Annotated in this window: 13 protein-coding genes; 2 read left to right on the forward strand and 11 right to left on the reverse strand. The window is 66.0% G+C overall.

The annotated features are described in order from the left end of the window. Positions 1 to 7: 7 nt before the first annotated feature. The 7 genes from V7E00_RS07680 to cyoA are packed head-to-tail and all read right to left on the reverse strand — an operon-like array spanning position 8 to position 6,651. The gene (locus V7E00_RS07680; protein ID WP_333572040.1) at positions 8 to 535 is read right to left on the reverse strand and encodes a response regulator transcription factor; all 528 of its coding nucleotides are present in this window, start codon (positions 533 to 535) and stop codon (positions 8 to 10) included. Next, on the reverse strand, positions 532 to 1,803 hold the full coding sequence (locus tag V7E00_RS07685; protein WP_333572041.1) for an ATP-binding protein: 1,272 nt from the start codon (positions 1,801 to 1,803) through the stop codon (positions 532 to 534). The genes V7E00_RS07680 and V7E00_RS07685 overlap by 4 nt, the downstream gene beginning before the upstream one ends. Continuing rightward, positions 1,800 to 2,465, reverse strand: coding sequence for an SURF1 family protein (locus tag V7E00_RS07690; RefSeq protein WP_333572404.1), 666 nt, complete (start codon positions 2,463 to 2,465; stop codon positions 1,800 to 1,802). The genes V7E00_RS07685 and V7E00_RS07690 overlap by 4 nt, the downstream gene beginning before the upstream one ends. Before the next feature lie 23 nt (positions 2,466 to 2,488). After that, on the reverse strand, positions 2,489 to 2,881 hold the full coding sequence (gene cyoD, locus V7E00_RS07695; RefSeq protein ID WP_084580902.1) for a cytochrome o ubiquinol oxidase subunit IV: 393 nt from the start codon (positions 2,879 to 2,881) through the stop codon (positions 2,489 to 2,491). Then, on the reverse strand, positions 2,878 to 3,504 hold the full coding sequence (gene cyoC / locus V7E00_RS07700) for a cytochrome o ubiquinol oxidase subunit III (RefSeq protein ID WP_333572042.1): 627 nt from the start codon (positions 3,502 to 3,504) through the stop codon (positions 2,878 to 2,880). Before cyoC ends, cyoD begins: the two co-directional genes overlap by 4 nt. Before the next feature lie 4 nt (positions 3,505 to 3,508). Beyond that, positions 3,509 to 5,509 (reverse strand): cytochrome o ubiquinol oxidase subunit I, encoded by a 2,001-nt coding sequence (gene cyoB / locus V7E00_RS07705; RefSeq protein ID WP_333572043.1) that lies wholly within the window; start codon positions 5,507 to 5,509, stop codon positions 3,509 to 3,511. Positions 5,510 to 5,517: 8 nt separating this feature from the next. After that, positions 5,518 to 6,651: a ubiquinol oxidase subunit II gene (gene cyoA / locus V7E00_RS07710; RefSeq protein ID WP_333572044.1), complete on the reverse strand. Its 1,134-nt coding sequence runs from the start codon at positions 6,649 to 6,651 to the stop codon at positions 5,518 to 5,520. A 128-nt stretch (positions 6,652 to 6,779) separates the two neighbouring features. Between cyoA and V7E00_RS07715 the strand changes: the two genes are divergently transcribed. Both V7E00_RS07715 and mazG read left to right on the forward strand, forming a co-directional pair. Further along, a complete protein-coding gene (locus V7E00_RS07715) occupies positions 6,780 to 8,111 on the forward strand; it encodes an MFS transporter (RefSeq protein ID WP_333572045.1) in 1,332 nt (443 codons plus the stop codon). A 77-nt stretch (positions 8,112 to 8,188) separates the two neighbouring features. Continuing rightward, entirely contained in the window at positions 8,189 to 8,941 is a 753-nt protein-coding gene (gene mazG, locus V7E00_RS07720) for a nucleoside triphosphate pyrophosphohydrolase (protein WP_333572046.1), read from the forward strand. Positions 8,942 to 9,097: 156 nt separating this feature from the next. Here the strand turns inward: mazG and hflX are convergent, their stop codons facing one another. The 4 genes from hflX to V7E00_RS07740 all read right to left on the reverse strand — a co-directional run bounded on the left by hflX (position 9,098) and on the right by V7E00_RS07740 (position 14,656). Next, a complete protein-coding gene (gene hflX, locus V7E00_RS07725; protein ID WP_333572047.1) occupies positions 9,098 to 10,390 on the reverse strand; it encodes a GTPase HflX in 1,293 nt (430 codons plus the stop codon). A gap of 7 nt (positions 10,391 to 10,397) precedes the next feature. Further along, the gene (hfq, locus tag V7E00_RS07730) at positions 10,398 to 10,949 is read right to left on the reverse strand and encodes an RNA chaperone Hfq (RefSeq protein WP_315384413.1); all 552 of its coding nucleotides are present in this window, start codon (positions 10,947 to 10,949) and stop codon (positions 10,398 to 10,400) included. Between the two features lie 63 nt (positions 10,950 to 11,012). Continuing rightward, positions 11,013 to 12,392, reverse strand: coding sequence for a nitrogen assimilation response regulator NtrX (gene ntrX / locus V7E00_RS07735; RefSeq protein ID WP_333572048.1), 1,380 nt, complete (start codon positions 12,390 to 12,392; stop codon positions 11,013 to 11,015). Further along, positions 12,389 to 14,656 carry a sensor histidine kinase NtrY-like gene (locus V7E00_RS07740; protein ID WP_333572049.1) on the reverse strand — a complete coding sequence of 756 codons (2,268 nt, stop codon included), beginning with the start codon at positions 14,654 to 14,656 and terminating at the stop codon, positions 12,389 to 12,391. The genes ntrX and V7E00_RS07740 overlap by 4 nt, the downstream gene beginning before the upstream one ends. Between the last annotated feature and the right edge of the window lie 66 nt (positions 14,657 to 14,722).

The raw sequence follows: 14,722 nt of genomic DNA on the forward strand, positions 1-14,722 counted from the left end.
GCCCTTCCTAGAGGTGTTTTTTGTCGAGCTTCCGTGCCAGCGTGCGCCGGTGCAGGCCGAGCCGCCGTGCAGCTTCGGACAGGTTGTAGTTCGTATCCGCCAGCGTCTGGTGGATATGCTCCCACTCCAGCGTCTTGATCGAGGTCGGCCGCGCCTTGAGCTCGGTATCGACATCGCCTTCGACGCGGTCGAAAGCCGCTTCGATATCGTCCGTATTCGCCGGCTTCATCAGATAGTTGGTGGCGCCCAGCTTCACCGCCTCCACCGCCGTGCTGATGCTGGCGAAGCCGGTGAGCACGACGATCCGCATCGCCGGATCGATCTCGTGCAGTTGCTTGACGCAGACCAGGCCCGAACTGCCGCCGAGCCGAAGGTCCACCACCGCACGATCCGGCGCAAACTCACGCGCGAGCGTCTCCAGCTCCTCCGGCCCGTTGCGCACCTCGACGGTGTAGCCGCGTCGCTCGAAAGACCGGCCGAGGGTACGCGCGAACACCACGTCATCTTCCACGATCAACAGCTTATGCGTGGTCATTCGCTTTCTTCCTCAAGTGCGAGCGCAGCCTCGGGCACGCGCAGAATCACCTCCGCGCCCCCCGCTTCGCAGTTCCGCGCCGTCAGCGAGCCGCCCAGCGTGCGCAGCACATTATGGGTCAGGAACAGCCCCAGCCCGGCGCCCTGAAGCCCCTTGCTGCTGTTATAGGGATCGCCGATCCGCGGGAGAATGTCGGCGGGGAAGCCTCGTCCGTCGTCGCGGACTGCCAGCACCAGGGCATCCTCCTGCTGGGCGATGGAAAGCCGGATATGGTTTGCGCCGGCCTCCACCGCATTGTCGAGCAGATTGACGATCGACTGCCCGAGCGCGCGATCGGCGACGATCGGCAAGTCGCTGGCCAGGCGGTAATCGAGGATCACGCTGTCGTTGCGCGGCCAGCCTTCCACCAGGCCGGTAACGAAACGGCGAAGCGTGGTCCGTTCGGGCGCCTCGCCGCTGATTTCGCCCGCCGCGAAAAGGATGCCGGCGACGATCGCCTTGCACCGCGCGACCTCCGCCTGCATGTCGGCCACTTCGGCGCTGAGCTGCGGATCCTGCGCGATCTTCTTGTCCGCGCGCCAGTCCCCCAGCGCGACCGAGATCGACGCGAGCGGCGTCCCCAGCTCGTGCGCCGCGCCGCTCGCAAGCAGTCCCATGCGCACGATATGCTCCTCCTCGGCCGCGCGCTGGCGAAGCTCGGCGAGGCGGGCGTCCCGGTCCCGGAGGTTGCGCGCGATGCGGGTGACGAACTGGACGATCAGCGTCGCCGTCAGCGTGTAGTTGAACCAGAGGGCGAAGAGGAACGGTCCCGAAAGCGACGTGGCGAGCATCGACGGCAAGGGCAGCGGCCGGTGAACGATCGCGAGCACTGCGAACGCCGTGCTGGTGAGCAGCACCAGCACCCAACTCGATCCGGTCTCGAGCAGCACGGCACCCAGCACCACCTGCAGCAGGTAGAGCGACACAAAGGGATTGGTCGCGCCCCCGCTGAGGTACAGCAGCACGGTCAGGCAGGCGACGTCGACCAGCAGCCCGGCCATCACCTGCGCATTGGTTGCGGGGCGGAGCGCGCGGGCCGGATACATCGCCAGGTTCAGCGCGACCAGCACACCGACCGTGGCGAGCATCGGTACCAGCGGCAACCGCACGCCGAACACGAGGTGGACACCGAGGATCGTCGTCAGCTGCCCCAGCACCGCCAGCCATCGCAGCTGGACCAGCAGCAGCAGATTGCGGCGGGCTGCTTCCTCCGGCGTGGCCGTGGTCATTCCCCTCCCCGGCTGCACCACGCCCGCCAGGCGAACCACGCGGTCAGCAAGGCGAGGCCGAACCAGGTCAGCGCGTAGACGAGGTGATTGTTGGCGAAGCGGATGACGGTCATGCCGCCGCGCGGCCAGCCGTCGCCGCTGCGATCGGCGTCGATGAAATAGGGCGCGAGCTGCGGCAGCCCCTGCCCCATGGCAGCCACGTCGCGCGAATACCAGCGGCCGGCGGCGGGATCGTTGGCGCGCAGGAAACCGCCCTTGGGCTCGCTGAGGCGCAGCAGCCCGGTGATGCTGACCGGCTTCGCCGCTGCGGACTTGCAGTTCGGGAGTGCCTTGCCTTCCGGCAGGAACCCGCGGTTCACGAACACGGTAAAGCCGCGGTCGGTGAGCAGCGGGGTCATCACCCATTTGCCCGGCCCGAGTTCGGTGACGGCCTGGGTGAGCTTCGTACGGCAGGAGAGATAATTGCCGGTGACGCGGACGCGGCGATAGGTGGCTTCGGTATTCACGCCCGCCCATTCGGCGGGCCCGGGGGCGGGCACCGGCGCCGTCGCCAGTCCCCGCTCTACCCGTTCGATCAATGCCAGCTTCCAGGCGCGCCGCTCGACCTGCCAGATGCCGAGGCCGAGAAGGATGGCGATCAGCGGCAGCAGCGCGATCGCCATCCAGTTGCGGGAAGCCGGCCGGCTCACATGCCGGCGCCGGAAGCCATCCCGGGCATCATGTTGAGGTTCATGTTGTACATCACCCACAGCGAGCCCGCGAGCGCGATGACGATGATGATGATCGTGAACACCAGCGCCATCAGGGTCCAGCCCTGCTCCGACTTGCTGTTCATGTGGAGGAAGTAGATCATGTGGACGACGATCTGCACCATCGCCAGCGCCGCGCAGATCGCCACCGCCACGCGGGTGTCGGCGATCCAGCCGCCCATCACGATCCCGAACGGGATCGCGGTGAGGACGACCGAGAGCAGGAAGCCGGTGATGTAGCCGCCGCGGGTCGAGTGCGGCGCGTCATGGCCATGATCGTGCCCATGGCCGTGGTCGTGGCCGGCATGGCTGTGGGGGTGCGCGCTCATCGCATGGCTCCAAACAGATAGACGAAGGTGAACACGCCGATCCAGATCACGTCCAGGAAGTGCCAGAACAGCGACAGGCACTGCAGGCGACGGACATTGGCCGGGATCAGGCCCTTGCGACCGATCTGCACCATCAGCGTGAACAGCCAGATCAGGCCGAAGGTGACGTGCAGGCCGTGGGTGCCCACCAGGGTGAAGAACGACGAGAGGAACGCCGAGCGCCACGGGCCGGCGCCTTCATGGATCAGCTCCGAGAACTCGTAGAGCTCGATCCCGAGAAAGGCCGCGCCGAACAGCGCGGTCAGCAGCAGCCAGGCCTGGACGGCGCCCTTGCGCTGTTCCTGCATGGCGATCATCGCGAAGCCATAGGTGATGGAGGAGAACAGCAGCATCGCCGTGTTCACCGCCACCAGCGGCAGCTTGAACAGTTCGTGGGAGGTCGGACCTCCCGCGAAGCTGGTTCCGTAGACGCCCCACGCCGCGAACAGCATCGCGAAGATGAGGCAGTCGCTCATCAGGTACATCCAGAAGCCGAGCAGCGTGCTGCCGCCGGGTTCGTGATGCTCCTCCTTGAGCTGGTAGAAGACGGGCGTGTCGCCCGTCGGTACGGTGGTGGCGCTCATCGCGTCAGGCTCCATGGCGCGCGAGCACCGTGGTGCGCGCATTCTCGGTTTCGGTCACTTCTTCCGCAGAGATGTAGAAGTCGCGATCATAGTTGAAGGTATGGGCGATCGCCGTGACCAGCAGGCCCAGGAACGCCGCGGCCGCGAGCCACCAGATGTACCAGATCATCGCGAAGCCGATCACCAGCGAGAAGCCCGCCAGGATGATGCCGGCGCCGGTGTTCTTCGGCATGTGGATCGGCAGGTAGCCGCCCAGCGGACGCTTCGCGCCACGCGCCTTCATGTCGTACCAGGCATCCAGGTCATGGATGACGGGCGAGAACGCGAAGTTGTAGGCCGGCGGCGGCGACGAGGTCGCCCATTCCAGCGTGCGCGCGTTCCACGGATCGCCGCTGTCGTCGCGCAGCGCCTCGCGGTTGCGGATGCTGACGAAGATCTGGAGCAGGAAGGCAGCGATGCCGACTGCGATGATCGCGGCGCCGATCGCGGCGATGACGAACCAGATCTGCAGGCTCGGATCCTCGAAATGGCGCAGGCGACGAGTCACGCCCATCAGGCCGAGGACGTAGAGCGGCGTGAAGGCAACCCAGAAGCCCACAACCCAGCACCAGAAGGAGACCAGGCCCCACTTCTTGTCGAGCTTGAAGCCGAAGGCCTTGGGCCACCAGTAGTTGATGCCGGCGAACAAGCCGAACAGCACGCCGCCGATGATCACGTTGTGGAAGTGCGCGACCAGGAACAGCGAGTTGTGCAGCACGAAGTCGGCAGGGGGCACCGCCAGCATCACGCCGGTCATGCCGCCGATCACGAAGGTCAGCATGAAGGCGACGGTCCACATCATCGGCAGTTCAAAGCGGATGCGGCCCTTGTACATGGTGAACAGCCAGTTGAAGATCTTGGCACCCGTCGGGATCGAGATGATCATCGTGGTGATGCCGAAGAAGCTGTTCACGCTCGCGCCCGAGCCCATCGTGAAGAAGTGATGGAGCCAGACGAGGTACGACAGGATGGTGATGACCAGCACGGCGTAGACCATCGAGGTATAGCCGAACAGGCGCTTGCCCGAGAAGGTGGACGTGACTTCGGAAAAGATACCGAAAGCCGGCAGGATCAGGATGTAGACTTCCGGGTGACCCCAGATCCAGATCATGTTCACGTACATCATCGGGTTGCCGCCGCCGGTGTTCGTGAAGAACTGCGTACCGACGTACCGATCAAGACTGAGCAGCGCGAGCACCGCAGTCAGCACCGGGAAGGCAGCGACGATCAGGATGTTGGTGGCAAGCGCGGTCCAGGTGAAGATCGGCATCTTCATCAGGCCCATGCCCGGTGCGCGCATCTTGACGATGGTGGCGACCAGATTGACGCCGGATAGCAGCGTGCCGACACCCGCGATCTGCAAGGCCCAGATATAGTAATCCACGCCAACGTCCGGCGAATAGTCGAGGCCCGACAGCGGCGCCATCGCCAGCCAGCCGGTCCGCGCGAACTCGCCGATGAACAGGCTGGCCATCACCAGCGCCGCACCCGCCGCCGTCATCCAGAAGCTGAAATTGTTCAGGAACGGGAAGCTGACGTCGCGCGCGCCGATCTGCAGCGGCACCACGAAGTTCATGAGACCCGTGACGAACGGCATCGCCACGAAGAAGATCATGATCACGCCGTGCGCGGTGAAGATCTGATCATAATGGTGCGAGTTGAGATAGCCCTCGTTGGCGCCGAACGCCATCGACTGCTGGAGGCGCATCATGATCGCGTCGGCAAAGCCGCGCAGCAGCATCACCAGGCCCAGCACCATGTACATGATGCCGATGCGCTTGTGATCGACGGTGGTGAACCACTCCTTCCAGAGATAGCCCCACAGGCGGAAATAGGTCAGCGCGCCAACCAGCGCGATGCCGCCGAGCGCGACGCCTGCAAAGGTCGCCACGACGATCGGCTCATGGATCGGCAGGCTCTCGATGGAGAGCCGACCGAAGATCATCTTGATCAAGGTGTCAGACATGGGAGTGCTCAAGCCTCGCCCGCCGCCGCGCGACCGGGATAGGTCGGCGCGTCAACGCGGGTCATGTTACGGTTCGAATCCGCGCCGGGTTCGCTGTGGCCGGCGGGAGCGCCGTGCGGATGGGTCAGGTGCGGACTGGTCTTCATTTCGTCCGGCGACTTCATCAGCGCCCCGTCGGCGCCTTCGCCCGGACGCTGATTTACCGCAGGCGCGACTTCCTGGGCACCCGCACCATGGTGCATCATGTGACCGCCGCAGGTCGTGCCCGGCTTCACGCACATCTGGACGATACGGTCGAACAGGCCGGCCTCGATCGCGCCGAAGTGCATCGCCGGCACCTTCTCGCTCGGCTTTTCGAGCGTCAGATATTGCGCGGCATCGAGCGACCCGCCGTTCGCCTTGGTCTTGGCGACCCACTGGTCGAAGCCGGCGCCATCAACGGACAGGGTAGGGAAGCGCATGTCGGAGAAGCCCGCGCCGCTGTAGTTGGCGCTGATGCCCTCGAAGGTGCCGACGCGGTTCATCACCGCGTGGAGCTTCGTCTCCATGCCCGGCATGGTGTAGATCATGCCCGCCATCGCCGGAACATAGAAGGTGTTCATCACGCTCGACGAGGTCAGGCGGAAGCGCACCTGGCGATCGGCCGGCAGCACCAGCTCGTTGACGGTGGCCACGCCCTGCTCGGGGTAGATGAACAGCCATTTCCAGTCGAGCGAGACGACCTGGATCTCCAGCGGCTTCTGGTCCGCGGGAATCGGCTTGCCCGGCGCGATGCGGTCCAGCGGCCGGTACGGGTCCAGCTGGTGCGTCGTGAGCCAGGTCAGCGCGCCGAGGGCGATGATGATCAGCAGCGGGGCCGACCAGATCACCAGCTCGATTCGGGTCGAGTGATCCCAGTCGGGCTTGTATTCCGACTCGGTGTTGCTCGCGCGGTATTTCACCGCGAAAACCACCGTCAGGATCATCACCGGCACGATGATGAGCAGCATCAAAAAGACGGACCAGAGGATCAGATCGGCTTGCTGCCGTGCAACATCGCCGGACGGATTCATCACCACCAGGTCGCACCCGCCGAGGATCAGCGGGGCAGCGAGGGTGGCGATCAAGGCCGTCGGTCTCAGAGCACGACGGAACAGGGGCATGGATCGAAACATAGCGGCCGCGAGTTAGGAGGGGTTGTGCGGGCGCGAAATAGGACAATTTGTCCCATGGCTGCAACCCGCGAGTTTCCCTAGGTGCTTTCCCCAAAGCTTTGCGGTAGACATATCTCATGGCCAATGCTCAGCTTGGTTCGACGCAGATCGAACATGACGCCCGCCTGATCAACACCTCGCACGGTGAGGATCATCTCCGCCCCGGCGACATCGCCATCGGCGTGATCATCGGACGAACATCCGAGTTCTTCGACTTCTTCGTCTACGCGATCGCATCGGTGCTGGTATTCCCGGCGCTGGTGTTTCCCTACATGGATCGGGTCACCGGCACCCTCTGGTCGTTCGCCCTCTTCCCGCTTGCCTTCATCGCCCGTCCTATCGGCACGCAGATCTTCATGCGCATTGATCGCCGTCATGGACGCGGTGCGAAGCTCACGCTGGCCCTGTTCCTCCTCGGCACCGCGACGGTCACAATGGCCTTCCTGCCGGGCTATGAGCAGGTCGGCATCTGGTCGGCGATCCTGCTTGCGGCGCTCCGCGTACTGCAGGGGTTCGCATTGGGCGGCGCCTGGGACGGCCTGGCCTCCTTGCTGGCGCTCAATGCCCCGCCGGCGCGTCGCGGCTGGTATGCAATGGTGCCGCAGCTCGGCGCCCCGCTCGGCCTGATCGTGGCAAGCGGCCTGTTCGCCTACTTCCTCAGCGCGCTCGACTCGGCCGACTTCATGAGCTGGGGCTGGCGCTACCCGTTCTTCGTTGCCTTCGCGCTCAACGTGGTGGCGCTGTTCGCCCGCCTGCGCATGGTCGTTGCCCCCGAATATGTGAAGCTGTTCGAAAGCCGCGAACTGACCCCCTCGCGCGTCACCGCGACGATTAAGGCACAATGGCGCAACATCATCATCGGTGCCTTCGCGCCGTTGGCGAGCTTCGCGCTGTTCCACATGGTTACCGTGTTTCCGCTCTCGTGGATCGCGCTCTACACCACCGAGGACATGACCCGCTTCCTGTGGATCGAAGTCGGCGCGGCCGCCTGCGGTCTCGTCGCAATCGTGATTTCGGGCCTTCTCGCCGATCGCATCGGACGTCGCTCGCTGCTCGGCTATACCGCCGCTGCGATCGCTGCCTATTCCGGGTTCGCACCGCAGCTCCTGGAGCGGGGCAATGCGGGCGAGACGGTGTTCATGGTGCTTGGCTTCATCCTGCTGGGCCTCGCCTTCGGCCAGTCCTCGGGCGCGGTAGCCAGCAACTTCCCGAAGCGCGCCCGCTATACCGGCGCGGCGCTGACCTCGGATCTCGCCTGGCTGTTCGGTGCGGGGTTCGCCCCCCTCGCCGCGCTGCTGCTGGCGGCGAACTGGGGTGTGATCGCCTCGGGGCTTTACCTGCTCTCGGGCGCCGTCGGCACGCTGGTCGCGCTGTACTTCAACAAGGAACTCGGGCGCCGGCTCGACTGACGCTCGCGCGGCTTGCCTAAGTCGCACGCGACCTTCAAAGGCCTCCTGTCCGCACCCGCGTTCAGGAGGCCTTTTTCATGACGTCCCCCACCGGTATCGACCGCCTGGTCACCATCATGGAACGGCTGCGCGATCCGGAGCGCGGCTGTGAATGGGACGTGGCGCAGACCTTCGAGACGATCGCGCCCTACACGATCGAGGAAGCCTACGAAGTGGCCGACGCGATCGAGCGCGGCGACATCGCCGAGCTGAAGGACGAATTGGGCGACCTGCTGCTCCAGGTCGTGTTTCACAGCCGCATCGCCGAGGAAGCCGGACAGTTCGCGCTGGCGGACGTGGTCACCTCGATCAGCGACAAAATGGAGCGTCGCCATCCGCACATCTTCGGCGACGTCGCCGAGGGCGGGCACCATCTGTGGGAGGTGATCAAGGCCGAGGAACGCGGGGTCAAGGGCGCCTCCAGCGCCCTTGACGGCGTCGCGATCGGCCTTCCCGCGCTTCTCCGCGCGGAGAAGCTCCAGAAGCGGGCGGCGCGGACCGGCTTCGACTGGCCGGACGCGACCGGCGCGCGGGAGAAGATCCTGGAGGAGCTGGAGGAGGTCGACACGGCCACGGACGACGCCCATCGCGCAGAAGAGGTGGGCGACCTGCTCTTCGCGGTGGTGAACTATGCCCGCAAGCTGGGCGTGGAGCCTGAGGCGGCATTGCGGGCGGCGAACGGCAAGTTCGAAGGGCGGTTCAAGGCGATGGAGGAGCGCGCCGGCGAGGCGTTCGTGGGGCTCGGCCTGGAGGGCAAGGAAGCCCTTTGGCAGCTAGTGAAGCGGGGCTGAGAGGCACCAGTCTTTACGTCATCCCGGCGAAAGCCGGGATCCATTCGCCTCTCCCTTTCAGCAAAAGCCGCGACGTGGCGCCAACGGATTCCGGCTTCCGTCGGAATGACGGATTGAAGGGCGCCACAAAAGAAAGGAAGCAGAGGGCTGACGCCCCTACCCCCGGGTGAAGAACCGTTCGTAATCGCGCGGCGCCATGCGGACTTCGTAGACCGCCTGCTCGTCCTCGATATGCTGCTCGATCACGTCGCCATGCTGGTGCAGCCAGGCCGCGCCCGCGCCATCGGCCGGATCGAGCCGGAGCGTGTAGCGGCGATGCCCCTCGGTCAGCCGAGCCGCGACGGCCTCCACCAGCGCGTCGACGCCCTCGCCGGTCAGCGCCGAGATCACCCGTACCTCGTCGGTCCGGCGCGCGGCCATCGCCAGCGCTTCCTCGCGCTGCTCCTCATCGAGCAGGTCCAGCTTGTTCCACGCCTCGAAGCGCGGCGTCTGCTCGGACACGCCGATTTCCTGGAGCACCTTCTCCACATCGACGCGCTGCGCCTCGGTGTCGGGATGCGCGATATCGCGGACATGGATCAGCAGATCGGCCGAAACCACCTCTTCCAGCGTCGCCTTGAACGCGGCGACCAGCTGGGTCGGCAGCTCGGAAACGAAGCCCACCGTGTCCGACAGGATCGCCTTGTCGATCCCCGGCAGCGAAATCTGGCGCAGCGTCGGATCGAGGGTGGCGAACAGCAGATTCTCTGCCATCACCCCGGCGCCGGTCAGCCGGTTGAACAACGTCGACTTGCCGGCATTGGTATAGCCGACCAGCGCCACCACCGGCCAGGGCGCGCGCTGGCGCCGGTCGCGGTGGAGCGTGCGGGTGCGGCTGACCTGGTCGAGCTCGCGCCGCAGCCGGGCCATGCGGTCGCGGATCAAGCGGCGGTCAGCCTCGATCTGGGTTTCGCCCGGGCCGCCGAGGAAGCCGAAGCCGCCGCGCTGCCGCTCGAGGTGGGTCCAGCTGCGTACCAGCCGGCCCGCCTGATAATCGAGATGGGCGAGTTCGACCTGCAGCCGGCCCTCGGCCGTACGGGCGCGCTCGCCGAAGATTTCGAGGATGAGGCCCGTCCGGTCGATCACCTTGCAGCCGAGCGCGGTCTCGAGATTGCGCTGCTGCACCGGCGTCAGCGCCGCGTCGAATACGGCGAGCTGGAGTTCGCCGTCGCGGACCGTCTCGGCCAGGGCTTCCACCTGGCCCGAGCCGATCAGCGTACCCGGCTTGGGCTGGCGCAGCCGAACGGCGACCCGCTCGACCACGTCGACGCCGATCGCCGCGGCGAGGCCGGCAGTTTCCTCCAGCCGCGCGTCGGAGTCCCGCGAACTCCCGCCCATGTCCGGATAGACGACAAGCGCGCGTGCGCCCCGCGCGAATTCGTCGGGGTCGCGCTCGAAACCAGTGCTCATGCGAGGATCAATCCTCGTCGCCGCCGTTGGTTTCCTCGGCGAGGTTCAGCGGGTGCGCGGGCTGTACGGTAGAAACCGCATGCTTGTAGACCAGCTGGGCCATGCCCTCGCGCTGGAGCAGCATGCAGAACAGGTCGAACGCGGCGATCTGGCCCTGGAGCATCACGCCGTTCACCAGGAACATCGTGACGTTTTCCTGCTGCTTGCGAACGGCATTCAGGAAGATTTCCTGCAGCACGGGGTTCTTGTGCTGATATTCGCCTGCGGCATCGAGCAGCGCGGCAAGGTCCATCGGACCCGAGGGCATGATCGTCGAGATGGCATGCTTGTAGATCAGCTGCGACTGGCCGTCGCGGCGGAGCAGCACCGAAAAATTATCGAACCAGGTGACGATCCCCTGGAGCTTGACGCCCTTGACGAGGAACATCGTCACCGGCGTCTTCGACCGGCGCAGTGAGTTGAGGAACAGGTCCTGAAGCGAAGTCTGCTTCTCTGCCATATGGTGGCTCCATTTATTCTTGGCGGGATTTGTCCCGCGGTGCGCCGTTCCCGGCGTCAGGGTCGGCGCCACCCCGGCGCCGGGACCAATCTAGGGTGTTCGGATGCTTCCGTCCATAGCGGCTCAATCGTCGCGCGCGTCGGTGATGCCGAGCAGTTTGAGCTTGCGGTGCAGGGCCGAGCGCTCCATCCCGATGAAGCTCGCCGTGCGCGAGATGTTGCCGGAGAAGCGGCGGATCTGGACGCGCAGATATTCGCGTTCGAAACTCTCCCGCGCTTCCTTCAGCGGCGCACCCATGATCGCGTTAGACGCCATGCCGCTGCCGCCGTCGTTCTGGCGGCCAAGCACCTCGGGAGGCAGCAGATCGACGTCAATGCGGCCGATCCGGTCGCCCGGCGCCAGGATCACCGTGCGCTCGACAACGTTGCGCAGCTGGCGGACATTGCCCGGCCAGTCATGGCTCTGCAGCGCCACCATCGCGTCGGCGGCGATCTCCGGCGTCGGCACGCGGCGCTCGGCGGCGTAATGCGCGACATAATGCTCAACCAGCGCGGGAATGTCCTCGCGGCGATCGGTGAGCGCCGGGATCGGCACCGGCACCACGTTGAGCCGGTAATAGAGGTCCTCGCGAAATCGGCCTGCGGCGATCTCCGCCATCAGATCGCGCGCGGTGGCGGAGACGACCCGCACATCGACCTTCACGATCCGGGTGCCGCCAACGCGGCTGAAGCTCTGATCGGTCAGCACGCGGAGGATGCGTGCCTGGGTGGCGACCGGCATGTCGGCGATCTCGTCGAGAAACAACGTGCCGCCATGCGCCTGTTCGAGCAGGCCGGGTCGCACGAGGTCGCCGCTCTCCTCGACGCCGAACAGCTCCTCGTCCACCCGCTCGGGCGTCATCCGTGCTGCGCTGACGATCACGAAGGGAGCATCGGCGCGCTGACTCCAGCCATGGAGCAGCCGCGCCGCGACTTCCTTGCCGACGCCCGCCCCACCGGTGATCAGCACCCGGCTGCCGGTGGACGCCACGCGCTTGAGAGTCGCGCGCACCGTGTTGATCGCGGTCGAGGTGCCCTGCAGGTCGGTCCCCCGCCCCGTCACCGCCCGTAGGGAGGCAACTTCGCGGCGGAGCTGCTCGGTCTCGGTCGCGCGGGCCACCATGAGCAGCAGCCGCTCGGCCTCGAACGGCTTCTCGATGAAGTCCGAAGCGCCGCGTCGGATCGCCGCCACCGCCGTATCAAGGTTGCCGTGCCCGGAGATGACCAGGACCGGGATCGAGGGATCGCGCCGCTTGATCTCGTCGAGCAATTCGAGCCCGTCGAGCCGCGAGCCCTGCAGCCACACATCGAGCAGCACCAGGCTCGGCCGTCGCTCGGCGATCGCTTCGAGTGCGGAATCGCTGTCGGCGGCGTTACGGGTTGCATACCCCTCGTCCTCCAGCACGCCGGCTACCAGTTCGCGAATGTCGCGTTCGTCATCGACGACGAGAATGTCCAGGCTCATGTTCTGCTTCCGGTTCGGGTGAGCATCGCCGGCCGCGCGTCCTTCGCGTCGTCCGGCGTTTCGGTAAGCGCGACGCTGGCCAGCATCGCAGTGTCGAAGCACAGCGTCACGCGCGTGCCGCCGCCAGGGCGGTCGGCGAAGCCGATCGTGCCGCAATGTTCCTCGACGATCTTCTTCACGATCGCGAGCCCGAGGCCGGTGCCGCGGCTGCGCGTCGTCATATAGGGCTCGACGATCCGGTCGCGCTCCACCGGCAGCCCCACGCCGTTGTCGGCAAGCGTGAGAACCAGCTTGCTGTCAGCCTCCGGTGCGATCGTCAGATGCACCTCGCCCTCGGGCAGCGCCGCTCCCTGCCCGTCCGCCTCGGCGCGCGCTTCGATCGCCTCCACTGCGTTCTTGACGATGTTGGTCAAGGCCTGGCCGATCTGGCGGCGATCGCACACAAGGGACGGCGCGGGATCGGGCGCGTCGAGCGTGAAGCGCAGCGCCGGATGCGCGACTTCGTGCAGGAACATCGCCTGGCGCGCGATGTCGAGCAGCGACTCGCGACGGAACATCGGCTTGGGCATGCGCGCGAAGGAGGAGAACTCGTCCACCATTCGCCGCAGATCGCCCACCTGGCGGACAATCGTGTCGGTAAGCCGCGCGAAAACGCCGTCGCTCTGGTCGACTTGCTTGCCGTACCTGCGCTGGAGCCGCTCGGCGGCGAGCTGGATCGGGGTAAGCGGGTTCTTGATCTCGTGCGCGATGCGGCGCGCGACGTCGGCCCAGGCTGCGCGGCGCTGGTCGTTGAGCTGCTGGGTGATGTCGTCGAAGGTCAGCACCTGGCCGCCTTCGTCCGAGGTCACCTTCACCGCCAGCGTCCGCGCCTCCCCACCGCTGGCGATCTGCACGATCCCCTCCCGGTCGCCGCTGACGAGCATCGCCTCCAGCTCGGGCGCAAGCGCCTCCAGTGGCTGGGCGACCGGGTCCTCGGTGGTATGCCGCAGCAGCGCGATCGCCGATGCGTTGATCAGGCGCACGCGATGATCGCTGCCGATGGCGATCACGCCTGCCGACACGCCCGACATCACCGCCTCGATCAGCGCGCGGCGGCTGTCGAGCTGGGCATTGGCGGTGACCAACGCGTTGGTCTGGTCCTGCAGCCGCTCCGTCATGCTGTTGAAGGCGATGCCCAGCGTGGCAATCTCGTCGATCGTCTCCGGCGTCGGCACCCGGGCGCTGAGGTCGCCGTCCGCCACCTGCCCCGCCGCCTGGACGAGCTGGTCGACCGGGCGTACCAGCCGGTCTGCCACCGCCAGCGCGATCCAGGTTGCGATGCTGACGATCAGCAGCGCGACACCGAACAGCACCGCGTTGAACTGCAGCTGGAGCGAGCGGGAGCGCGCAATCAGCGCCGAATATTCATGCCCGATCCGATCCGAGGCCAGGTTCTGCCGGTTGAGGAAGTCGACATTGTTGGGCGTCGCCACATACAGGAACAGGTTCGCCGAGCGATCTACCGGCGTCACCACCCACACGACCTCGGAGTCGTAGTTGATGTAGCTGTCCTCGTCGCGCAGCACCTTCAGCACCTTACCCGATACGCGGCGAGTGAAGGTCGGCGCGGACGGCGCTTCATAGGCATAGAGCGCCTCGACTCGCTTGCCGTCGATCACTCGGAACAGCACGGACTGGAAGAACTGGCGGAAATAGGTTTGCCGGAGGAACCAGTCCTCAAAGACGGCAGAGCGCTCGGGCACCTTTGGCGCGGTTTCGAGCATGTCGCTCACCATCTGGCGCGCCTCGCTCTTCCAGCGCTGGATCACCAGCGCCTTGCCCTCGTTGGCAAGCGCCTGCGTGGATGTCAGGGCAGCGCGTGCGCGCTCCGATCCCCAGAGCTGCACGCCCGACTGAAACATGATCGAGGCGGCGATCACGGCGAGCACAATCGGCACGCTGGCCATCAGCGAGAAGACGGCCACCAGCCGAACATGCAGCCGACCCCCGCCTGCCAGCGCCGAGCGCGCGGTCCGCTTCAGCGCGATCCGGCGGCCGATCAGGACGATCAGCGCGACATAGGGCAGCAGATTGACAAGAAGCAGCGCCGCGGCAACGCCCGGGCTGAACAGCTGCTGGTGCGAATGCTGGCGAACGAACCAGTAGGTTACGATCGGCGTCGCGATGGCCAGCGCCAGCACGAAGAGTTCAACCAGCCGAAACGCCCTGCTGGGGCGCGACCAATCCTCCGGGCTATCGAGACTCGTTGGAGCTACGGCGACCATTGCCCCCTTGATACACGGGGATTGTGGCCAAAAGAACACATAATATTGCCGGATTGTCACTCAGAC

The sequence above is a fragment of the Sphingomonas sp. genome, assembly GCF_036731925.1.
In the GTDB taxonomy this organism is placed as follows: Bacteria; Pseudomonadota; Alphaproteobacteria; order Sphingomonadales; family Sphingomonadaceae; genus Sphingomonas.

Bases quoted from the DNA above. Each gene is read 5' to 3' on its own strand.
- V7E00_RS07680 (WP_333572040.1), bottom strand. From the start codon at position 535: ATGACCACGCATAAGCTGTTGATCGTGGAAGATGACGTGGTGTTCGCG.
- V7E00_RS07685 (WP_333572041.1), bottom strand. From the start codon at position 1,803: ATGACCACGGCCACGCCGGAGGAAGCAGCCCGCCGCAATCTGCTGCTG.
- V7E00_RS07690 (WP_333572404.1), bottom strand. From the start codon at position 2,465: ATGGCGATCGCGCTGCTGCCGCTGATCGCCATCCTTCTCGGCCTCGGC.
- cyoD (WP_084580902.1), bottom strand. From the start codon at position 2,881: ATGAGCGCGCACCCCCACAGCCATGCCGGCCACGACCACGGCCATGGG.
- cyoC (WP_333572042.1), bottom strand. From the start codon at position 3,504: ATGAGCGCCACCACCGTACCGACGGGCGACACGCCCGTCTTCTACCAG.
- cyoB (WP_333572043.1), bottom strand. From the start codon at position 5,509: ATGTCTGACACCTTGATCAAGATGATCTTCGGTCGGCTCTCCATCGAG.
- cyoA (WP_333572044.1), bottom strand. From the start codon at position 6,651: ATGCCCCTGTTCCGTCGTGCTCTGAGACCGACGGCCTTGATCGCCACC.
- V7E00_RS07715 (WP_333572045.1), top strand. From the start codon at position 6,780: ATGGCCAATGCTCAGCTTGGTTCGACGCAGATCGAACATGACGCCCGC.
- mazG (WP_333572046.1), top strand. From the start codon at position 8,189: ATGACGTCCCCCACCGGTATCGACCGCCTGGTCACCATCATGGAACGG.
- hflX (WP_333572047.1), bottom strand. From the start codon at position 10,390: ATGAGCACTGGTTTCGAGCGCGACCCCGACGAATTCGCGCGGGGCGCA.
- ntrX (WP_333572048.1), bottom strand. From the start codon at position 12,392: ATGAGCCTGGACATTCTCGTCGTCGATGACGAACGCGACATTCGCGAA.
- V7E00_RS07740 (WP_333572049.1), bottom strand. From the start codon at position 14,656: ATGGTCGCCGTAGCTCCAACGAGTCTCGATAGCCCGGAGGATTGGTCG.